This window comes from Streptomyces sp., assembly GCF_035644915.1.
In the GTDB taxonomy this organism is placed as follows: domain Bacteria; phylum Actinomycetota; class Actinomycetes; order Streptomycetales; family Streptomycetaceae; genus Streptomyces.
Window position 1 is genome coordinate 1 of the sequence record NZ_DASQNP010000009.1, and the last position, 20,927, is coordinate 20,927.

Annotated in this window: 22 protein-coding genes; 15 read left to right on the forward strand and 7 right to left on the reverse strand. The window is 71.3% G+C overall.

All coding sequences use genetic code 11. From position 1 onward, the window contains the following. Positions 1-7 precede the first annotated feature (7 nt). Positions 8-1,195: a hypothetical protein gene (locus tag VE546_RS01605; protein ID WP_324917040.1), complete on the reverse strand. Its 1,188-nt coding sequence runs from the start codon at positions 1,193-1,195 to the stop codon at positions 8-10. A gap of 473 nt (positions 1,196-1,668) precedes the next feature. On the opposite strand from VE546_RS01605, the gene VE546_RS01610 reads away from it, so the two are divergent. The 3 genes from VE546_RS01610 (at position 1,669) to VE546_RS01620 (ending at position 4,259) form a co-directional block, all read left to right on the forward strand. Next, on the forward strand, positions 1,669-2,550 hold the full coding sequence (locus tag VE546_RS01610) for a hypothetical protein (RefSeq protein WP_324917043.1): 882 nt from the start codon (positions 1,669-1,671) through the stop codon (positions 2,548-2,550). A gap of 56 nt (positions 2,551-2,606) precedes the next feature. After that, positions 2,607-3,185, forward strand: coding sequence for a Uma2 family endonuclease (locus VE546_RS01615; protein ID WP_324917045.1), 579 nt, complete (start codon positions 2,607-2,609; stop codon positions 3,183-3,185). A gap of 78 nt (positions 3,186-3,263) precedes the next feature. Continuing rightward, positions 3,264-4,259 carry an SDR family NAD(P)-dependent oxidoreductase gene (locus tag VE546_RS01620; protein ID WP_324917048.1) on the forward strand — a complete coding sequence of 332 codons (996 nt, stop codon included), beginning with the start codon at positions 3,264-3,266 and terminating at the stop codon, positions 4,257-4,259. Between the two features lie 67 nt (positions 4,260-4,326). Here VE546_RS01620 and VE546_RS01625 read toward each other — a convergent pair whose 3' ends face one another. Continuing rightward, positions 4,327-4,818: a MarR family winged helix-turn-helix transcriptional regulator gene (locus VE546_RS01625; RefSeq protein ID WP_324917051.1), complete on the reverse strand. Its 492-nt coding sequence runs from the start codon at positions 4,816-4,818 to the stop codon at positions 4,327-4,329. Between the two features lie 86 nt (positions 4,819-4,904). Here VE546_RS01625 and VE546_RS01630 point away from each other — a divergent pair, with 86 nt between their 5' ends. Then, entirely contained in the window at positions 4,905-5,339 is a 435-nt protein-coding gene (locus VE546_RS01630; protein ID WP_324917054.1) for an HGxxPAAW family protein, read from the forward strand. Between the two features lie 21 nt (positions 5,340-5,360). Here VE546_RS01630 and VE546_RS01635 read toward each other — a convergent pair whose 3' ends face one another. From VE546_RS01635 to VE546_RS01645, 3 genes are all read right to left on the reverse strand, one after another. Then, positions 5,361-6,530: a zinc-dependent alcohol dehydrogenase gene (locus VE546_RS01635; protein WP_324917057.1), complete on the reverse strand. Its 1,170-nt coding sequence runs from the start codon at positions 6,528-6,530 to the stop codon at positions 5,361-5,363. Then, the gene (locus VE546_RS01640; RefSeq protein WP_324917059.1) at positions 6,527-7,000 is read right to left on the reverse strand and encodes a hypothetical protein; all 474 of its coding nucleotides are present in this window, start codon (positions 6,998-7,000) and stop codon (positions 6,527-6,529) included. The genes VE546_RS01635 and VE546_RS01640 overlap by 4 nt, the downstream gene beginning before the upstream one ends. 185 nt (positions 7,001-7,185) lie before the next feature. Next, positions 7,186-7,449, reverse strand: a complete 264-nt coding sequence (locus VE546_RS01645) for a WGxxGxxG family protein (protein WP_324917062.1) — start codon at positions 7,447-7,449, stop codon at positions 7,186-7,188. A 484-nt stretch (positions 7,450-7,933) separates the two neighbouring features. On the opposite strand from VE546_RS01645, the gene VE546_RS01650 reads away from it, so the two are divergent. From VE546_RS01650 to VE546_RS01685, 8 genes are all read left to right on the forward strand, one after another. Further along, a complete protein-coding gene (locus tag VE546_RS01650; protein WP_324917064.1) occupies positions 7,934-9,205 on the forward strand; it encodes an aspartate kinase in 1,272 nt (423 codons plus the stop codon). After that, complete coding sequence (locus tag VE546_RS01655) at positions 9,202-10,296, forward strand: aspartate-semialdehyde dehydrogenase (RefSeq protein WP_324917067.1); 1,095 nt, start codon at positions 9,202-9,204, stop codon at positions 10,294-10,296. Before VE546_RS01650 ends, VE546_RS01655 begins: the two co-directional genes overlap by 4 nt. A 383-nt stretch (positions 10,297-10,679) precedes the next feature. After that, the gene (locus VE546_RS01660) at positions 10,680-11,270 is read left to right on the forward strand and encodes a SigE family RNA polymerase sigma factor (protein ID WP_324917091.1); all 591 of its coding nucleotides are present in this window, start codon (positions 10,680-10,682) and stop codon (positions 11,268-11,270) included. Next, the gene (locus VE546_RS01665; protein ID WP_324917070.1) at positions 11,267-12,646 is read left to right on the forward strand and encodes a hypothetical protein; all 1,380 of its coding nucleotides are present in this window, start codon (positions 11,267-11,269) and stop codon (positions 12,644-12,646) included. Before VE546_RS01660 ends, VE546_RS01665 begins: the two co-directional genes overlap by 4 nt. A gap of 79 nt (positions 12,647-12,725) precedes the next feature. Next, entirely contained in the window at positions 12,726-13,571 is an 846-nt protein-coding gene (locus VE546_RS01670) for an SURF1 family protein (RefSeq protein ID WP_324917073.1), read from the forward strand. A gap of 196 nt (positions 13,572-13,767) precedes the next feature. Then, the gene (locus VE546_RS01675; protein ID WP_324917076.1) at positions 13,768-14,367 is read left to right on the forward strand and encodes a hypothetical protein; all 600 of its coding nucleotides are present in this window, start codon (positions 13,768-13,770) and stop codon (positions 14,365-14,367) included. Between the two features lie 122 nt (positions 14,368-14,489). Beyond that, entirely contained in the window at positions 14,490-15,050 is a 561-nt protein-coding gene (locus VE546_RS01680) for a SigE family RNA polymerase sigma factor (RefSeq protein WP_324917079.1), read from the forward strand. Positions 15,051-15,136: 86 nt separating this feature from the next. Then, on the forward strand, positions 15,137-15,859 hold the full coding sequence (locus VE546_RS01685; protein WP_324917081.1) for a hypothetical protein: 723 nt from the start codon (positions 15,137-15,139) through the stop codon (positions 15,857-15,859). A gap of 82 nt (positions 15,860-15,941) precedes the next feature. Here the strand turns inward: VE546_RS01685 and VE546_RS01690 are convergent, their stop codons facing one another. Together VE546_RS01690 and VE546_RS01695 are read right to left on the reverse strand one after the other, a co-directional pair. Next, positions 15,942-16,409 (reverse strand): nuclear transport factor 2 family protein, encoded by a 468-nt coding sequence (locus VE546_RS01690; RefSeq protein WP_324917084.1) that lies wholly within the window; start codon positions 16,407-16,409, stop codon positions 15,942-15,944. A gap of 79 nt (positions 16,410-16,488) precedes the next feature. After that, positions 16,489-17,583: a DUF1152 domain-containing protein gene (locus VE546_RS01695; protein WP_324917087.1), complete on the reverse strand. Its 1,095-nt coding sequence runs from the start codon at positions 17,581-17,583 to the stop codon at positions 16,489-16,491. Between the two features lie 1,072 nt (positions 17,584-18,655). On the opposite strand from VE546_RS01695, the gene VE546_RS27915 reads away from it, so the two are divergent. From VE546_RS27915 to VE546_RS01710, 3 genes are all read left to right on the forward strand, one after another. Next, entirely contained in the window at positions 18,656-19,321 is a 666-nt protein-coding gene (locus VE546_RS27915) for an SAV_6107 family HEPN domain-containing protein (protein WP_414720372.1), read from the forward strand. Further along, positions 19,227-19,772 carry a hypothetical protein gene (locus VE546_RS01705; protein ID WP_324917094.1) on the forward strand — a complete coding sequence of 182 codons (546 nt, stop codon included), beginning with the start codon at positions 19,227-19,229 and terminating at the stop codon, positions 19,770-19,772. The genes VE546_RS27915 and VE546_RS01705 overlap by 95 nt, the downstream gene beginning before the upstream one ends. A gap of 382 nt (positions 19,773-20,154) precedes the next feature. Further along, a partial coding sequence (locus VE546_RS01710) for a hypothetical protein (RefSeq protein ID WP_324917089.1) occupies positions 20,155-20,927 on the forward strand: 773 nt, incomplete at its 3' end.

Here is a 20,927-nt window from a genome sequence, read left to right on the forward strand (position 1 = left end):
CCGCCCGTCAGGCCCGCGTACGGGTACGGAGCCGGCGCGCCCGTGCGCGGAGGCCGGAGGGCACGGTCCGTGAGTCGCGGCCCGCGTGAGAGTTCATCGCCGAACGGAACCGGTGCCGGAACGCGAACCCCGGCACGGGCCCTCCGGTCGCGCGGCGTTCCCGCACCACGTTCTTGGTGCACAGGTGGTTCCACACCCGGTCCGGGCACTCGCCGCGCCACCAGAGGAAGTCCGAGTACGGCACGTGGGTGGTCTCCAGGTTCAGCCAGCCGTTCTTGGTCAGGACGCCCTCCCAGTCGGACGGCCGGAGTTTCAGGTACTGGCGGGGGCGGTCGGACTTGTCGACGCTCGTGATGCCGAGCACCCGTACGTGGTGGGGGGTGCGCTCCAGCACCACCACCGGGCGCTCCTTGTAGGTGTCGTCGTCGTGGGTGATCTCCGCGGTCCACACCTCCCCGGGTGCGGGCGGCCAGTAGCTCACGCCGGGCGGCGCCGGTTCGGCCGGCGGGCCGAGGCGCAGCCAGCGGACCAGCCGCCAGAGGGCGACCAGGGCGCAGCCGCAGGCCATCGCCACCACGGACCACATCAGCAGGGCCACCAACTGGTCCGCCCGGTCGGCCGTGGGCGGATCGGGGGTGAGGGTGTCGCCGGTGCTCAGGACCCAGTAGCCGACGACGACGGCGACGAGCGCCCGTTTGGCCGCGCTCCACAGCAGGACGAGCGGGAAGTAGCCGCTGTCGGTGATCCGCAGGCAGCTCAGGAAGGCCGCCGCCACCGCGAAGGAGATGGCCCACAGCGGCCCGACGGTCCGCAGCGACGGCACCCCGGCCTCCAGCAGGGCCAGCTCGGCGGCGACCACCAGGGCCAGGAGCAGCGCCGCCCGGGCGGCCAGGACGAGGAACCGCTTCTTCAGCCGCTCCGGTGCGACCAGCTTCACCAGGGCGAAGGCGACGACCGGGGAGGCCACGAGGAGTACGAGGTAGAACCGGTTCTGTTCCAATTCGGCCCGGCCGCTCTCCAGCAGCAGGGCCATCGGCAGGGGCAGCAGGCACGACCAGAACGCCACCGCGACCGGAGCGCCGGGCGAGCGGACGGGGGTGAGCCGCATGGTCGGGAGGCGGGGTCTCTGCTCGACTCCCGCCAGCGGTTTCACCAGGCAGACCAGCAGCACCAGCACCAGCAGGAATTCCTTCATTCCCCCTCCTCGCCTCGGCGTGTGAGGAGCAGGGTCTCCCTCCCCGGTGATGGTGGTCGTCCCTTGTTCGGAGTTGACCGGTTCCGATGCTGCAATTGCCCAAAGGGGGACCGACCTTCGCCTTGAAACGATCGGGAGTGGAGCCCGCTGCCCGACTTTCCGAAGGATTCCGGTACGGAGGCCCCGGCCGTCCCGTGGCCCGAAGCTCAAGCCGCGGGATTCGAGACCTGCTTGCAAGGAACGGGTGGGTTGGTACAACCCACCCGCCCTCCCGTACAACACCGCACCTGCATCGATGACGTTCGGTGACCGGGTCGCGACGAGGCGTCGCGCCGGTGTAGCGTGCGGAGCGACAGACGAAACGACCCCCGGCCGGTGTTGGCGCACCGACGGGGGTCTGACCACCAAGATCACGAGGCGATCCTGTGGCTGCCCAAAACCTTAGCGCTGCCCTGCCCCCGTACGAGCATCCGATGGCCTCTCCGGGGTACGGAAAGCGCTCCGCGCCCGGCCAACTCCCGCGTGGGAAGGACGACTTCGCACACCTGCCCAGGCGCGAGGCGTCCATCGCCGCGTACCTCGACCGGCTGCCCGACGGCGCCGACATCTCCGTGAAGACCCTGGCCAAGGTGCTGCCGGACTACGGCCAGTGCGCGCTGGGCACGGCGCTGCGGCGGCTGTCGGAGGCCGGGCACCTGCGGCGCGGCCGGGAGCACCTCACGGGCGACGGCAGTCCCCGCTGGGTGACGCGGACGTACTTCTCGCGCACGGCGCGGGACGACGCGTGGTGGGCGGCGTTCCTGGCGGGGGAGCGGTCCCGGTCGGGGACCGGGCCGGAGGCCGCGCAGGAGCCGGAGCCCGACCCCGAGCCCGGGGCCGCGCCCAGGCCGGGAGGTGTACGGCCGCGCTCGCGGGCGTACGGCGTGCTGGCCGGGCTCGGGCGCACCGACCCGCGCCTGACGCTCTCGGCCGCCGACTGCGCCCGACTGGCAGAACCGGCCGGGCGGTGGCTGGAGCGCGGTGCCACCGAACGGCAGCTCGTCCACGCCCTGACCGCCGGACTGCCGGCCGAGGTGCACCACCCGGCCGCCCTCGTCCACAGACGCCTGACCGACAAGCTCCCGCCCGTACCCGTGCCCGTGCCCGTGCCCGTGCGGGAGGCCGCCGCGCTACGGATCGCGGAGTGCACGGTGTGCGGCGCGCCGGGCCGCCCCGAGGCCCTGCCCGGCGGCCTGTGCCGCGACTGCCGCGGCGTGCCCCCGCCCCGTCCCACGGGCCCCACGGCGGCCGAGATCCGGGCGCGCGTCGACCGGCTGCGCGCCGCCGCCCGCGAACCCGAAAGGAGCCGTACGTGACTGTGCAGGTCGAAGGGGCCGCAACCGGGGCACCATGGTGTCGAGGAGGCGACGCCATGACCCCTAGGACCGCCGGCCGGCCGCAGATGCTCGTCGAGGAGTTCGAGCAGATCGCCCGCACGGTGCCGGAGACCGTGCGGCTGGAGTTCATCAACGGAAAGCTAGAGGTCAAGCCAGTGCCGGACGGGGATCACGATGAAATCACCATGTGGCTCCTCAGGCAGTGCATCCAGCAGCGCCCCGAGCTGAATCTGTACCCGGAACGCGGGCTCAAGATCGAGAAGTACCGCGATGGCCGTGCCCGTCCGGACGGCTCTCTCGCGCCCGAGGGGACCTTCTCCGGTCAGGGGGAGTGGGCCGAGCCCGACGGTGTGCTGATGACGGTCGAGGTCACCTCGTACGACGCCGACACCAACCAGCGCGACCGCGTGGAGAAGCGGGACGGCTACGCGGCGGCGGGCATTCCCGTCTACCTGCTGATCGACCGCGACGACCACAGCGTCACCGTGCACTCCGACCCGGAGGGCGGCACGTACCGGAGCCGGACGACGCGGCCGTACGGCGCGGTCGTCGAGATCCCCGAACCGGTCGGGATCAGGCTGGCGACGGAGAAGCTCAAGGACTACGCCTCCTGAGGGAGATGCCGGAGGCAGGGCACCACGGCCCGGCTCTGCGCTTGCACTAGAGCACGCTCCAGTACCTAGCGTCGAAGCATGACGACTCCACAGACTGCACAGCACGCCATCGGATCGGGCTTCGGGGCGCAGAGCACCACGGAGGAGGTCCTGCGCGGGATCGACCTCACCGGGAAGCTCGCGATCGTCACCGGCGGCTACTCGGGAATCGGACTGGAGACGACGCGGGCGCTCGCCGGCGCGGGGGCCCGGGTGGTGGTGCCCGCGCGGCGGCGCGAGATCGCGCGGGAGGCGGTCGCCGACCTCGACGGCGTGGAGGTGGACGAGCTGGACCTCGCCGACCTCGACAGCGTCCGCGCGTTCGCCGAGCGGTTCCTCGACTCCGGCCGGAGCATCGACCTGCTGATCAACAACGCCGGGATCATGGCCGCCCCGGAGACCCGGGTCGGGCCGGGCTGGGAGGCGCAGTTCGCGGTCAACCACCTCGGGCACTACGCGCTCGCCAACCGGCTCTGGCCCGCGCTCGCGCGGGACGGCGGGGCGCGCGTGGTCTCGGTGTCCTCCAACGGCCACCAGCTCTCGGACATCCACTGGGACGACCCGCACTTCGAGCGCGGCTACGACAAGTGGCAGGCGTACGGGCAGGCGAAGACGGCCAACGTGCTGTTCGCCGTGCACCTGGACGCGCTCGGCCGGGACGCCGGGGTGCGGGCGTTCGCGGTGCACCCCGGCGTCATCCTCACCCAGCTCGCGCGCCACCTGTCCGACGAGGAGCTGACCGCCCTGGGGCTGGTGAAGGAGGACGGAAGCTTCGCGGACTTCTTCCGGACGCCCGAGCAGGGCGCGGCGACGCAGGTGTGGGCGGCGACGTCCCCGCGGCTGGCGGGCCTGGGCGGCGTCTACTGCGAGGACTGCGACATCGCCGAGATCACCGAACCCGACCAGGCCGCAGGAGAGGCCGAGGTCGCCGGGCTCACCGGCGGGGTGCGCCCGTACGCGGTGGACCCGGAGGCGGCGGCGCGGCTGTGGGAGCTGTCGGCCGGGCTGACGGGGGTGGACGCGTTCGCGCGGTGACGCCGGCGATGATGACCGGTCCGGGCGCCCCGCACGGTGGCCGGCGGCCGTCCCGTGCGGGGCGCGGTCACGCGGTGCCCGTGCCGCGCCGGACCTCCTCCAGGTGGTTCCGCATCAGGTCCGTGGCGCGGGTGAACCAGTCGTTGAGCACGGCGATCTCGTCCGGGGTGTAGTCGGCGAACAGCTCCGCCAGCCCCTGGTAGAAGGGCCCGTACACCGCCGTGGCGCGTTCGACGGCGGACTCCTCGGGGACGATCCGGACGCGCCGGCGGTCCGCCGGGTCCGGCTCCCGGCGGGCGTATCCCGCCCGTTCCAGGCGGTCGAGGACGCCGGTGATCGCGCCGCTGGTGAGGTTCGCCAGGGCGGCGAGGTCCCGGGCGAAGAGGGGACGGCCCTCCTCCGCCGCTCCGAGGATGTGGCCGAGGCAGGTCAGGTCGGTGACGTTCAACCCCAGCCGCTGGGCGATGTCGTGCTGTCCCACCAGGCTGAGCGCGATGAGCTGGTCCATGGCGGCCAGCGCCTGCTCGGCCGACGCCCCGGGCCGGGCCTTGCCCTCCATCGGAATTCTCCTTAGTGTCTAAGATAATTAGTACGCGAACTAAGACGTCTTGCGCCGGTCCACCGGCCGGTCCACCGAGGAGAGTCATGAGCGGACTGCACGGTGCCTACGACATGGGCCACACCGTCGCCGGATGGACGGGTACCACCATCGCCCTCATCGGATGCGCGGGAGCGGGCGCCGCCCTGTGCGCGGCCTGGCCCCTCGGCATCGGACTCGGGCTGGCGGTGGTCGCCGTCGGCGGGCTGGTCACCTGGGTGCTGCACCTGACGGGTTGGGGCAAGCCGAGCGGTCCCCGGCCGGCGGATCAGTGGGACTGGCGGGTCAAGGATCCCATGACCGGACACGCCGACTGCCTGGGCTGCCGCCTGGCGGGCAGGCGTACGCCGGCCTCCCCCCGGGCCGGCGGGCCGGTGGGGGAGGCCGGGCAGCCGGGCTCCCGCCCGGAACCGTCCGCGGCGTCGGCGGCAGCGCCCTCTGCCGCGTCCGCGCCGTCCGCGCCGTCCGCCGCGTCGGTGTGAGGCGCGGTGCTGCGGGCGGGGCTACGGGCGGAAGACCGCCCGTACGCAGCCGTCCTTCTTGTGCTTGAACATGTCGTAGCCCTGGGGGGCGTCGTCCAGCGACATGACGTGGGTGGCCAGGTGGGAGGTGCTGATCTCGCCGTCGGCGATGCGGTCCAGCAGCATCGGGATGTACCGCTGGCCGTGCATCTGGGCGCCGCGCAGGGTCAGCCCCTTGTTGACCACCATGCCCAGCGGGAACTTGTCGACCACCCCGCCGAAGACGCCCAGCACGAAGACCGAGCCGCCCTTGCGACAGGCGTGGATGGCCTGGCGCACGGCGGTGGGCCGGTCCGTCTGGAGCCGCAACTGGTGCTTGACCTGGTCGTACAGGTAGTCCGGGCCGGTGCCGTGGGCCTCCATGCCCACGGCCTCGATGCACACGTCGGGGCCCCGGCCGCCGGTCCGCTCGCGCAGCTCGGCGGCGACGTCGGTGGTGGTGTAGTCGATCACCTCGGCGCCGATGTGCTCCTCGGTCATCGCCAGCCGCTCGGGAACGCGGTCGATGGCGATGACGCGCTCGGCGCCCTTGAGGATCGCCGCCCGCGCGGCCATCTGCCCGACCGCGCCGCAGCCCCACACCGCCACCACGTCGCCGGGCCGCACCCCGCCCAGGTCGGCGCCCATCCACCCGGTGGGGACGGAGTCGGAGGCGAACAGCGCGCTGATGTCGTCCACGCCCTCCGGGATCGGGAAGGCGCCGTAGTCGGCGAAGGGCACCCGCACGTACTCGGCGTGGGCGCCCCGGATGCCGCCCATGGCGTGCGAGTAGCCGAAGATCCCGGCGGTCTCGTAACCGAAGAGGGCCTGGCCGATGCCGGGGTTGGTGTTGGTGTTGTCGCACAGCGACCACAGGTCGTTCTGGCAGTACCAGCAGCGGCCGCAGCCGATGAAGGAGCACACCACGACCCGGTCGCCGACCCGGTGGCGGCGGACCGCCGGACCGACCTCGACCACCTCGCCGACGAACTCGTGCCCGATCACGTCCCCCGCCCGCATCGCGGGGATGTAGCCGCCGATCAGGTGCAGGTCGGAACCGCAGGTGGTGCTCGCCAGGAGCCGTACGACGACGTCCTGGTCGTTGCGGATCTCCGGGTCGGGGATCTGCTCGACGGACAGCTTGTTGACGCCCTCCCAGCACAACGCCCTCACAGCACTCCCTCCCCACCGGAACGCCGGGACGCGAGCTTGACGAGCCTGCCGCCGACGGTCTCCTCCCGTGCGGTGGGGGGCGCATCGGGCTGGAGCACCTCGCCGGCCTCCAGCAGGGCCTTGGCCTGCCGCAGCGCCAGCCGCACCCGCTGGCGCGGGTCCCGGCCCGCGAGCCGGGACGGCAGCGAACCCGAGGCGGGCGGGGGCTGTTCGCGCAGCCGCGCCGCCAGTTCGGTGCCGCGGTCGCCGGGGGCGGGCCGTACGGTGATCTCCAGCGCGTCGCCGAACTCGTCCAGCGGCTTGGGCGGCCTGCTCTCGGGCATCACCTCGATCGGCGCGCGGTTGATGGTGACGACCAGCCAGCGGTCGCCGCGCCGTGCGTCCGCCGGCGGGGAAGCGAGCTTGCGCAGTGCCGCCGCACCGGCCCCGGCGCCCGCGAGGACCAGCGCTGTGCGCGCCGCGTGTTTCATGTCCTTCCGCCTCTCGTCTGCCTCGTCTGCCTCTCACCTCATCGGGCTGCTCGGAGTACCCCCGGGCGGCGGCGCCATGCGCCCCGGGAGGGGGCGGAGGGGGCGGAGGGGGACGGTGGAGGACGGAGCCGGCGGACGCCGCGGCCCCGGAGGGGACTCCGGGGCCGCGGTGGTGGAGCAGGTGTTCACATGCCGGTGTTCCTCGTCCGGTAGTCGGCGGTGCTGCGCTCCTTCTGCCTGCGGGGGATGAGTCCGAGCAGGCCGAGGAGGCCGAGCAGGCCCCACAGTCCGCCGTTGCCGCCGCCCTCGTCCTGGTTCTCCTGGGCCAGCACCGCCGCGGCCGGCGGATGGGCGTCCGCCGTCCCGGCCGGTGTCTGGGCGGCCGCCGACGACAGGGGGGCGAGGGCGAGGACGAGTGCGGTCGCTGCCGTGGTCGCGATCTTGCGCATGAGCTGTCCCTGTGCCTTCCGTTGGGTGCCTGGTCTTCCGCTGGTGACTTCGGTGCGTGGGTGGCGATCGGAACCGGAGGCCGGTGAACGGTTCGGGGCACGGCCTCACTTGGCCCTGATTCACCCCTTTTGATCCTTTTCGACCATCAAGGCACGCACGTCCGCGGACGTCCAACGAGGCCGGGGCGATGTGCCTCCGTTCGGGTGAGGGAGGCGCGGCGCGTCGCCGGGGGTGCGCGGAGGGTCGCCGGACGGACGGCCGTACTCCGGATGTGACGTGCCCAACATTCCCGTGTGAAGGCCCCGAGGAGCGGGCAGGGGTGGCCGCTGAGCCGGTGCGATGGGGCGCTGCGCCGCGCTGCCCCGTGAGCGGGACGTCTCACGATGTGGTAGAGGCGGGGTCGGATGGGCCCGCTCGTTAGACTGAGCTGACCGCTGGGCTCCCGCAGGGAGCCACGGAAGACGAAAGTTACGAGGAGCGCACGTGGGCCTTGTCGTGCAGAAGTACGGCGGCTCCTCCGTTGCCGATGCCGAGGGCATCAAGCGCGTTGCCAAGCGAGTCGTCGAAGCCAAGAAGAACGGCCACCAGGTGGTCGTCGTGGTGTCGGCGATGGGTGACACGACGGACGAGCTGATCGATCTCGCGGGACAGGTGTCCCCGATCGCGTCGGGGCGCGAGTTCGACATGCTGCTGACCGCTGGAGAGCGCATCTCCATGGCCCTGCTGGCGATGGCGATCAAAGCCCTGGGCCACGAGGCCCAGTCGTTCACCGGCAGCCAGGCGGGCGTCATCACCGACTCCGTCCACAACAAGGCCCGCATCATCGACGTCACGCCGGGCCGCATCCAGACCGCGCTGGCGGAGGGCAACATCGCCATCGTCGCCGGCTTCCAGGGCGTGTCCCAGGACAAGAAGGACATCACCACCCTGGGCCGGGGCGGCTCGGACACCACCGCGGTGGCGCTGGCCGCCGCGCTGAACGCCGAGGTCTGCGAGATCTACACCGACGTGGACGGCGTCTTCACCGCCGACCCGCGGGTCGTGAAGAAGGCCCGCAAGATCGACTGGATCTCGTACGAGGACATGCTGGAACTGGCCAGCTCCGGTTCCAAGGTGCTGCTGCACCGCTGCGTCGAGTACGCGCGCCGTTACAACATCCCGATCCACGTCCGCTCGTCGTTCTCCGGGCTCAAGGGCACGTGGGTCAGCAACGAACCGCAAGGGGACCAGCCGATGGAGCAGGCGATCATCTCGGGCGTGGCGCACGACACGTCCGAGGCCAAGATCACGGTCGTCGGAGTGCCGGACAAGCCGGGCGAGGCCGCGAAGATCTTCCGTGCGATCGCGGACGCCGAGCTGAACATCGACATGGTGGTGCAGAACGTCTCCGCCGCGTCCACCGGCCTGACCGACATCTCCTTCACCCTCCCCAAGACCGACGGCCGCAGCGCCATCGAGGCCCTGGAGAAGGCGAAGGGCGCCATCGGCTTCGACTCGCTGCGCTACGACGACCAGATCGCCAAGATCTCGCTGGTCGGCGCGGGGATGAAGACCAACCCGGGCGTCACCGCGACCTTCTTCGAGGCGCTGTCCGGCGCCGGGGTCAACATCGAGCTGATCTCCACCTCCGAGATCCGCATCTCGGTCGTGACCCGCAAGGACGACGTCAACGAGGCGGTCCGGGCCGTGCACACCGCGTTCGGCCTGGACAGCGACAGCGACGAGGCCGTGGTCTACGGGGGCACCGGGCGATGATCCCCGCCGTCGCGGGCGCCTCCCGGGCAGGCGCCCGCGCGGAGCGGCCCACCCTGGCCGTCGTCGGCGCGACCGGCGCCGTCGGCACCGTACTGCTGGGGCTGCTGTCGGAGCGCGCGGACGTCTGGGGCGAGATCCGCCTCGTCGCCTCGCCGCGCTCCGCGGGCCGCAAGCTGACCGTGCGCGGCGAGCAGACCGAGGTCCTCGCGCTGTCCGAGGAGGTCTTCGACGGGGTGGACGTCGCGATGTTCGACGTCCCCGACGAGGTCTCGGCCCACTGGGCGCCGGTGGCGGTCTCCAAGGGCGCGGTGGTGGTGGACAATTCCGGCGCGTTCCGGATGGACCCGGACGTCCCGCTGGTGGTCCCCGAGGTGAACGCCCACGCGGCCCGGATCCGCCCGCGCGGCATCATCGCCAGCCCCAACTGCACCACGCTGTCGATGATCGTCGCGATCGGCGCCCTGCACGCCGAATGGGGCCTGGAGGAGCTGGTCGTCGCCTCGTACCAGGCCGTCTCCGGCTCCGGCAAGCAGGGTGTGGACACCCTGCGCGAACAGCTCGCCGCCGTGGCCGGTACGGAGGTGGGCACCCAGCCCGGCGACCTGCGGCGGGCGGTCGGCGACACCGGCCCGTACGCGGCGCCGATCGCGCTCAACGTGGTGCCCTTCGCGGGGTCGCTGATGGACGGCGGCTGGACGTCGGAGGAGCTGAAGGTCCGCAACGAGTCGCGGAAGATCCTGGGGCTGCCGCGGCTGAGGGTCGCCGCGACCTGCGTCCGCGTGCCCGTGGTCACCACCCACTCGCTGGCCGTGCACGCCCGCTTCGAGAGCGAGGTCTCGGTGGAGAAGGCGCACGAGATCCTGGCGAGCGCGCCGGGCGTGGTGGTGTGCGACGACCCGGCCGCCGGCGAGTTCCCCACCCCGGCCGACGCCGTCGGCACCGACCCTACCTGGGTGGGACGGGTCAGGCGGTCGCTGGACGACCCGCAGGCGCTGGAGCTGTTCGTGTGCGGCGACAACCTCCGCAAGGGCGCCGCGCTCAACACCGCGCAGATCGGTGAACTGGTCGCGGCCGAAATGGCCGCGAACTGACTGAACCGGCCGAAAGCGAACGGCCGGAGGGGACGACGCGTGCGTGCTCCGCGCACGTCGTGAAGGACTTGTAATGAAGTCATACCCGTAACCGCTTGATACGGACCAACCTCCTGGACGAGGATTTTGCCTCCGCATGTCCCGGAACCACGGTCCGGGGCGGAGGCGTCCCCTTCTTCCACCGCCGGAACTCGAGGGCGCCGACGCGGCGGTACAGAGGAAGAGGTGGTGCGCATGTGGTCCTTCGGCACATCGTCGAGAATGATGGGCCGCGCGTACAACCCTAACGGGGGGCAGCGTGTCCAACAGGCGTGGCAGAGGCACTCGGAATCGCGACGGCGCCCGTACGGGTCCCCGGACGCGGCGGCACGCAGAGCAAGGGCATGCCGGTGATCGCTCCCTGGCCGGCGTCCCGGCCGGCGCCGCTTCCCCCGCAGTCGAGGGAAGCTGACGGCGCGATGGCAGCGAGCACCACAGCAGCGGGTACCACAGTCGACCACCTCACCGAGACCTACCGCGCCCACTACCGTTCCCTGCTCGGCCTCGCCGCCCTGCTGCTCGACGACACCGCCTCCTGCGAGGACGTGGTGCAGGAGGCGTTCATCCGGGTGCACTCGGCGCGCCGGCGGGTCCGGGAGCCGGAGAAGACCCTCGCCTACCTGCGGCAGACCGTCGTCAACCTCTCCCGTTCCACGCTGCGCCGCCGCATCCTGGGCCTCAAGCTCCTGTCCAAGCCGATGCCGGACATGGCCAGCGCGGAGGAAGGCGCGTACGCGCGGATCGAGCAGGACGAGCTGAAGACGGCGCTGCGCAAGCTCCAGCGCCGCCAGCGCGAGGTGCTCGTCCTGCGATACTTCGCGGACATGACCGAGGCCCAGGTCGCCGAGACGCTCGGCATATCGCTGGGTTCGGTGAAGGCCTACGGCTCGCGGGGCATCGCAGCCCTGCGCGTCGCGATGGAGGCGCCCGCATGAGCGGCGACAGGGAACACGAGGACGGGCGCGACCCGCGGCACGGGGAATCCGGGCCCGGGCACGAGACGCAGCGCGGCGACCGCGGGCCGGGCGGCGGACGGGAGACCCCGGAAGGGGCGACACCGGAGCGGAACCGCGCGGAACACGGCGGTACGGGCCGCGACGGCTCGGACCGCGACGGCTCGGCGGGAGACGGCCCGGAGCGGGAGCGCACCGTTCAGGGGCGCTCCGAGGAGGACCGTCCCGGACAGGACCTGCTGGACCAGGACCTGCTGGACCTGGACGAGCAGGCGCTGCGGCTGCTGCTGCACGACGTGGTGCGGAACGTCGAGCCGTCCCCGGACGCGCTCGACCGCCTCCACCGGGCCGTACCCGCCCGCCGGGCCCGCCGCAGGCAGCTCACGGCCGGCGCGGTCGCGGCGGTCCTGGTCCTCGGCGTCGCCACCCCCGCCCTGATGCAGAGCGGTGTGGTCGCGCGGGTCATGGACGGCGCCACCAACGCCGCCAGCAGCCAGCGGCACGACGAGGCCACCAGGGCGGGCGGCCGGGGCGGCAGCCCCGGCGGCCACGAACCCGGCGGGAAGCACACCGGCGGCGAGGGCGAGGACGACCCGTCGAAGCCGGAGGACTCCGCCGGGCCCGACAGCCCGGCCACCCCCGAGTCCAACGACACCCTGGCCCCCACCTCCCCGAGCTGTCTGCGCTCCCAACTCGGCGACGGCGGCTCCAACGTGGGCCCCGCCGACATCAACGGCCAGGTGTACGGCACCTTCCGGATCGTCAACGTCTCCGACTCCCCCTGCCGCGTCGAAGGCCCCGACACGGTCAGCGCCACCGCGGTGGGCGGCGCCGAGCCCTCCGGCATCAGCGTGGTCAGCCACACCCCCGGCGACCGGGCGGCCCGGCTGCCCGACCCGGTGACCGAGCCCGGCTCGATCATCCTGGAGCCGGGGCAGGCGTACGTGGTGCAGTTCGCCTGGGTGCCGCGCGAGGGCGGCGGCCCCACCGGCTGCCGGAGCCCCGAGCCGGACCCGACCACCGGCGGCCCCACCGGCGGCCCCGGCGGTGACCCCGGTGGCGACCCCGGCGGCACCGGCACCGACCCCGGCGGCACCACCACCGGCGGCTCCACGGCCGAGCCCGGCAGCGGCGACGGCAGCGAGGGCGGCGACACCGTCGAGGAACCCCCGGGCGACGGCACCAGCCCCCAGCTCGGGTACGACACCTCCGGCGGCGGCGACGGCTCCGTCTCCTCCGCGGTGGTCCTGCGCTACGTACCGGCCGCCGGGGAGCCGCGCATCGGCAACGTCGAGATCCCGAACGCCTGCGCGGGGACGGTGTACCGCACCGGGCCCCTCCCGCCCGGACCCGAGTGACCGGGGCACCCGGGTGACGCCCGGATGACGGCCGGGGGCGGGTGGGCCCGGGCCGTGCCGCCCCCGTACCGTTGAGGGCGTGTACCGGTTCCTGCTGACCCCGCGCTGGTGGGCGATCAACCTCTTCCTGCTGCTGTCGATCCCCGTCTGCCTCACCATGGGGAGCTGGCAGCTCGGGCGCTTCGAGGACCGCGTGGACTCCCACCGGGACCGGCAGGAACGCTCCGCCCGCGACTTCTCCGCGGCCGGGACCAGGCCGCTGGAGGACCTGCTGCCCGTCACCCAGGAAACCGTCGGGGAGCCGGCCCGGGCCACCGGCCGCTACGACGCCGGCCACCAGCTCCTGGTGCCCGACCGCCGCGTCGACGGCCGCAACGGCTTCTACGTCCTCACCCCGCTGCGCACCGACGACGGCCGGGCCCTCCCCGTCGTACGCGGCTGGCTGCCCGGCCGGGCGGACCCGGCGCGGGTGCCCGCACCGCCGGGCGGCGAGGTGACCGTGACCGGGGTGCTCCAGGCCTCGGAGACCCAGGACTCCCAGGGCGTCCACACCGCCGGCGCCCTGCCGGAGGGCCGGCTCGGCATCATCAGCGCGGCCACGCTGGTCAACGTGCTGCCGTACGAGGTGTACGACGCCTGGATCACCGTCCAGCGGCCGCAGGAGCCGATGAAGGCGGTGCCGCCGGTCGCGCCGCAGGGCGCGGGGCTGGACATGAAGGCCTTCCAGAACCTGGGCTACACCGCCCAGTGGTTCGTCTTCGCGGGCTTCGCCCTCTTCATGTGGTACCGGCTGTTCCGCCGCGAGGTGGAGGCCGCCCGCGACCTCGCCCTCGGCATCGACCCGGCACCGGCCTCGGCTCCGGGGGTCCCGGCACCGGGGGCCGGTGCCTCCGGAGCGGGACCCGCCCGGGACACCGTCCGGTAGGACCGCCCCCGGACCTCTCCGCGCCCCCGGAGAAAACGTCCGGGATTCCTCCCGCGACCGGACATAGATTCCCCCGCCCCCTCCCGTCTGAGTCGTGACAGCGGAAGGGGCCGCCGGCACCGCCGGCCCGGCCCCGGCCGACCGTGCACGTCCGGACGAACATCCCCGGACGTCCATGACGCGGAGGACATCACGCATGAGGAAGCAGCGGCTCGTCGCGGCCGGAATCGCCGGAATCGCCGCCGTCGCGCTGGCGGTGACGGGCGGCACCGCCGTCGCCCTGCAGGACCACGGCCGGGACCGGGGCGCCGGGCACGCGGCCACGGCGTCCGGTGAGCGCCACGCGCCGTCGGCGGTGCGGGTGGTGCGCCCGTACGAGCCGGTGGAGATCGGGCAGGGCGCGCTGATGGGGCTGCTGCCGGAGGGCAGGCAGAACTACGTGGTGGCGTGGGGCGGACCGGAGGACTTCCGGGAGCAGGTCGAGCAGGCCAGGCAGTACGCCGGGGACGACCTCCGGCCCAACACCGTCAGCGGCGGGATCAGCTCCTCGCCGGAGCACGGCGTGCTGTTCACGGGCGCGTTCCGCACGGACGTCGTGCCCGGCAGGATCACCGTCCGGACCGCCGGCGGCACGTTCGACGCCTCGATGCTGCGGCTGCCCGGCAACCCGGGCTGGGGCACCTACTACCTGGACGCGGGACGCACGGACGCCCTGGCGGCCCCCGTCACCGTCACCGCGTACGCGCCCGACGGCACCGTCATCGACGAGCTGGTGATGGAGCACCCCACCCGGTAGGCCCGCCCGGCGGCCGGCCCGACCGGCCCGATCCGACGCAACCGGACCACGGACGCGCACCGCCGGGCCGGGCACCGCGCCCGGCCCGGCGGCCGACCCCCACGGCGAACCGAGGCACTTGCTTGAAGACCAGCTCGGAGGCGGAGTTCCGGGAGTACGTGGCCAGCCGCTGGCCGCGGATGCTCCGGACGGCGTACCTCCTCACCGGACACCACCACGACGCGGAGGACCTGGTGCAGGCCGCCCTGGCCAGGGCCTACACCCGATGGGAGCGGGTGCGGCGCACCGACGACCCGGACGCCTACGTCTGGCGCATCATGATCAACGCGAACGTGGACCGGCTCCGCGGACTGCGGGTGCGGGAGTGGCTGACCACCCGCTTCCCGGAGTCCCGGGAGTCCCAGGTCGCCGACCGGGCCGACCAGGTCGTCGACCGCAGCCTGCTGCTGGACGCCCTCGGACGCCTCCCGGCGCGGCAGCGGGCGGTGCTGGTCCTGCGCTTCCTGGAGGACCGCAGCGAGACCGAGGTCGCCCGGGTGCTGGGCACCCGGGTGGGCACGGTCAGGAGCCACACCTCCCGCGCCCTGGCGCGGCTGCGCCGCGACGGCGCCGTCCTGGGCCTGGCGCGCCGCGGGACCGCGGCCCCCTCCGGGGCTCCCTCCGGAGCAGGAGGCCGGCGGTGAGCGGGGCGGCCGGAAACCGGCACCAGAACGGCCACAGGAACCAGGACACGACCCGGAGCGGCAGGCGGACACGAGGAGACAGCGCCATGAACCACGAGGCCACCCGCCTCGCCGAGGCCATGCGCCACGAGGCCGGCGCCCTGTCCGTGGGCCCGCCGCCCGTGGACGCCGTCCTGCGCGAGGGCCGCCGGATGCGTCGGCGGCGGCGCCGTACCGCCGCGGGCGCGGCGGCCACCGCCGTACTGGCCACCCTCGCCTGCGCCGTCCTCCTCCCGCCCCGGCTCTCCCCCGGACCCGACCCGGCCCCGCCGGCCGCGGCCTCCCCCCGCCCCGCGCCCTCCGCGACGGCCGGTGAGCACCACGCGCCGTCGTCGGCGGTACGGGTGGTGCGGCCGTACGAGCCGGTGGGGATCGGGCAGGGGGCGCTGCTGGGCCTGCTGCCGGAAGGGGAGCAGAACTACGTGGTGGCGTGGGACGGCCCGGAGGACTTCCGGGAGCAGATCGAGCACGCCCGGCACCTGACGGGCGACAACATCCGCCCCGACAGCATCGCCTGCAACTACAGCAGTTCGGAGCGCGGGACGCTCTACACCGGCACCTTCCGCACGGACACCGAACCGGCCCGGATCACGGTCGAGGCGGCGGGCCGCACCTGGGAGGCGGAGATGGTGCGGCTGGCGGGCGACCCGGGCTGGGGCGCGTACCACGTCGACGCGGGCCGGACCGGAATCGGCGACGGCAGCATCACCGTCACCGCGTACGGCCCCGACGGCACCGTCCTCGCCCGGCTCCGCACCACCGTCCCCTGACCCCTTCCCCGCTCCTTCCCGGCCGCGTCACGGGGGCGGCCGGGAAGGAGCCGCCCACAGGACGCCTGACGCGCCGACCGCTTCAGCAGGCGTCGTACCGCCACTCGCCGCCCTCGCGGACCCACTGCCGTCCCCTGAGGTCGAACCGGGAGTCCTCGCCCACGCCGTACGTCACGAGCGCGGTGTCCCCGGAGAACTCGTCGACGGCGAACCGCTCCAGCTCGTACCGCACGCCGTCCGCGTTCGCCGCCTCCGCCCGCTCCAGGGACACCGCGAGCCCGTCCTTGGACTCCGCCTTCCGGCAGCGGGCGGAGAACATCGCGTACGCGGCGTCGACGTCCGGCGCGAAGTAGGCGTCGACGTACGCGCGGACCGCATCCTTCAGCGCGGCGGCGTCCCCGGGAGGCATGGTGCGGGGCGTGGACGAGGGGGACGGGGCCGCGGTCGGTCTCCCCTCGTCCGGCCCGCCGTCACCGCCCTCGCCGCTGCACGAGGTGACCGCGAGGAGCGCGGCGGCGGTGAGCGCGACGGCGGCGCTGCGTGGGCGCATGGTTCCCCCAGGGGATCGTGGTCGGGGAGACATCATGTCCCGTACGCCGTCCGGGCCACCGGTGAAAGGGAAAAGGCGCTCAGACTTCGGCCGGAACGCGCCACAGCGGGGCCTCGTACTGCTCGGGGCGGCGGGCGAGCAGGAGGTCGCGGAGGTCCAGGCGCAGGGTGCCGTTCAGGCCCAGGACCTCGGCGATGCGGCGGAACGTGGTGTGGGTGATGCCGCGGGCGCGGGCGTCGGCCTGGAACCGGTCGAGCCGGGCCAGGGCGGCGTCGGGGTCGAGCCCGGCCGGCGCGCGGGCGCCCAGCCGTGCGGCCCGGCGGCGCTCGCCGTCGATCTCGGAGAAGCCGCAGATCTCCCGGCTGTGCCGCTCGGCCTCCGCCAGACCGGTGGTGTCGAGCACGGCGCGGGCCAACTCGTTGCGCTCCAGGGCCTCTTCGAGACCGGCCTCGTGAACGGTCGGGCCCTCGTCGGTGAGGGGGACGGCGAGCCCGGCGCCCCGCACCTCGCACAGCCCGCGCACGCCGCGGGCGGTGGCGGCGAGCATGGCGGTCGCCTCCGACGGATGCCAGTCCAGGACCGCGCCGAGCGCCTCCACGTGCTCGGGCGCGAGGGTGGCGACCGGGGCGCCGAGCCGGTCACGGAGGACGTCGGCGGGGATCTCGCCGTCCAGGCCGGGGCCCGCGACCAGCAGCCTGACGGGCGCGTCCACCCGGCAGCAGGCCGCCAGGGTGAGGGCGTCGCCCAGCGGGCTCTTCAGCGTGGGCTCGTCACCCCGGGCGAGGATGTCGCCGCCGACGTCGAGCAGGTCGACCGACTCCGGGGCCAGCTGGTCGACGAGCTCCCCGACCTGGCGGGCGATGCCCCGGGCGCCGTGGTGCGGGTCGATCAGGGCGAAGGTGTGCGGGAGTTCGGCGGCCAGCCGCGGCAGCGTGGACCCGGCCGGGGCCACCGGCTCGGCGGCGGCGGGGACGGCGAGGACGTGGGGGGTGAGGGGGCGCAGACCGGTGAAGTCGCCGGGTCCGCGCGGGCCCGGCACGGGATCGACCAGCAGACGGTCCCAGGCGTAAGTGAGGATCACCGCGGGCTCCCCCGCGCCGTACAGGGCGGCGCCCACCATCACGGCGGCGACGGCGTCGCCCCCACCCCCGGCTGCCACGATCACCCGCGTCACACCCCCACCGTACGGCGCGCACCGCCGGGGAACTGTGGATCGAATCGAACTTCGTGTTCACGACGCGGTACGAGACGCTGATCGAGCCGAGGAACTTCACCCGGGAGTTCAACCGGCGCTGTGACCGTGCCGGGGTTCCTGATCATTCGGGTGTATGACACCCGCCACACCTGCGCATCGCTCCTGACCGCGATGGACGTGCACCCGCGGATCGCCATGCAAGTCCTCATGCTCAGAGGTCCTGCCGGAAGGATCCGGCAGGACCTCTGACCTGCGTTGGGGTGGCGGGATTTGAACCCACGACCTCTTCGTCCCGAATGCGATCACACCCCTTGTCTGCCTCGCTGTTCCATGCCCTGACCTGCATCGCGTGGCCTGTGAGCGTCCGTGGGAGTCCAGGGCGGGTCGAGCCCGTTCACCCCAGTTGGCTCCCTGCTTGGCTCCCGACTGTCCGCTTTTCAGGCCGTGTCTTGCCTGGTCGGGCACTGATCACCGGGTGAGCAGGCGACCTCGGTCGGCCGTGGTTGTGTGCTGCTGTTGGCGTACGGGCTGGCGTACACCAGCACCCCCCGGAACCTGCGAACTCCTCGTCCCGAACTGCCGGCACCATGGTCGCTGAGGTCTCCCAGCCCGGTCACCCAGCCGCCTGGAGCCGCTGACGGTCGGCCGAGGTCGCCCTGGTTGCTGTACTCCGCTGCTTGTACAGCAGCGGCCTCTGCGTGAACCTAGATTCCCAGTCACTGGGCAGCCAGCTTCGTGTCGTGCTTGATGACTCAGTTACACCCATGACACGCCGGTTGCCTTGGTAGCCTGCCCTATAAAGCGCGTTGAGGGGGGTTGAGGTATGGAGTGGCTGGTAACACCCCTGGTCATCGCACTCGCAGCCCTGGCCACATACGGGGCCTGGAGGCTGGCCCAGGACACTCTTAGACTGCGGAAGCCCAAGCAGGCGTCGCGACTACTTCAAGATCTTTTACCCGAGGAACTCTTGGCAGACGCATACCGCCAAGCGCTCCGAGCTGCAGGCGACAATGAGTGGCTGGCAACTGAGAATGCCACGGACGCGCCACTCATAGCACTTCAGGAGCGTTGGGCAAGGGTCAGTAGCCAGGGCTCAACCCAATCTCAGCGTGATACGACGCGAGATGCAACCGAACGCGACTCCGATCAACACATGGTTGGGTACGACGCCATGCCTCCCTCTGCCTTGGACCTTATTTCCCAGGCGCACGCCGGGCTCAGGGAGGCCGCAGTCCTGGTGAACCCAAATGAGCGGTATGCAACCGCGCACCTTGCCGCTCTGCGCGCCGCAGCGGCGGTGCTTGCCGTGCGTAGGCGCCCTGAGGAGACCTCGCATCGGCGCCGCCGGATAAGGTCTGTTTGGGAGGTCTTGCCCGAGGTGGCACCCGAACTAGCTGAATGGGGGGCTCTGTTCGCGGCTGGCGCTGTTCGAAGGGCTCGCGCAGAGGCAGGCATACCCGGTGCAGTAAGCACGCGAGAAGCCGATGACCTCATGCGCGATGTCGCCATGTTTGTGCGCATAGTGGAACAGATACTTCCTCAACGCCCGGCCCCGGACCTGCTCGAACTAACCGAGAACCAGGACACAGGCGCTGCGGTGCGTCATCTTTCCCTGGGGTTTGATGAACTGTTCAGAGCTCTCGGGCCTCCGCCACCAGGAATTAAGCAACGGCAACCAGTACCTGATGGCGGTGGGGGACGAAGCGATGACACGTGAGGCAGCAGATGTCCCGCGACACCAGCAAACAGGCCTGGAGATCGCCATGCAGTGGGCGGACCTTCCAGTCGAACATCTACAGGTCGCCCTAAAAGCTCTTGAGCCGCAACTGCGACGCGAACACGAACTTCGAATGGCAGAGCAGTCGGCCCTCCGGAAATTGGAGATCGAAGCCATTCGAGCGCAAGCTCAGGAGGCTGCTGCACGCCGATCTCACACCCTATTGATCACCGGCCTTGTTGCAGGCTTCCTGCTGAGCGCTGGAATGCTTGTCGGAGCCGTCATCGTCGGCGTGGCAGGACACGTGGTCTTAGCTTCTATGCTGTCAGGACCGAGTGTGATCGCTCTGGCTTCTCTATTTGTTCTGCGTCGATCAGATAGCGTCCATACACGGGCAGTCGCGCGGACTCAAAATGCCGCGATCCAGGCAGGAGCGAACCCTCCTCCATAGGTCAATATTAGCTTCCCTGTTCTAGGGTTCGGCTGAGGGGTGTCTGACGCTCTGCCCGTCCAATCGCTAACTAGCGCGACTGGACGGGCAAGAGGATCCAGCCCCTACCCAAGTCAATATCAGCCGGGCAATTCCCTCCGTAAAATCAGCCCAGAGTAGCTCGGTGACAGCTACTCTTGGAGGTCTTCGCCTCCTTCGACGACCCTACACGCCACGTGCCCGGCATCCCATCGAATCCCTCTAAAGAGAAGTCTTCTTGTGCTTAATCCGGCAGATGCCGAAAACGGCAAAGTCTTAGAAAACAATTGAGGCGACTAAAGGAGATCGAGGTAAATTGAGGAAATATGGAATCGAGATTGGGTTAACTCTCGTCGTATGCCCAATGATCCTCGGCAGGCAACGTGACCTCGAAAAACAAGACGTACCGAGAGACCCTCCTTGCCACATTTACATAGTTACCCAAGCTCCCAGAGTATCCATCCCTCCCAAAAGTATCACCATTAAAGATGGATGCGTCTCAGGAGTAGCCAGGCAACAGTCCGAAGAAGATTTCGCGTATCTCGATTTCAGCTTCGGCTACGAACTTCGCGGAAGCGCAAGGGAGATCGCCTGGAAATCGGACTATCCGTATGAAGATTTTTCTCTCATTGATCAGGAGAGTGGCGAGACTCTAATAACAGGGAACGCGCATGTCTTGCTGGCCCTTCTTGGCGTAGACCCATCATGGCGAACCCATGAAGTTCTTTACGTGGGGCAGGCCTTTGGGAAGGCCGGGGAACGCCAAGCATTCGACCGGCTACGCAAGCACGACACCCTTCAAAGGATCTATTCTGAGCAGCGCCCGGATCGCGAAATCTGGCTTTCTCTGTGTGCCATTACAGACGTGGCAACCATGTCGACCATGCATCCCAGGGACGTAGGCACGGTAAGCGAAGAAGAAGACACCGCACATGCGGTTCGCGTCTACAAAAAGGTAGTTCAGAACGAACACTTCAATGGGCATGAGGGTGTTGCGCTCGCCGAAGCTGGCCTCATTCGATACTTTCAGCCCAAATACAATAAAATATTCAGAGATAATTTTCCTGACCCGCAGCATGTGTCACTCGCGGAGTGCATGGACCTCGAAGTTAATACCCTGATAATCGAACTTCACGG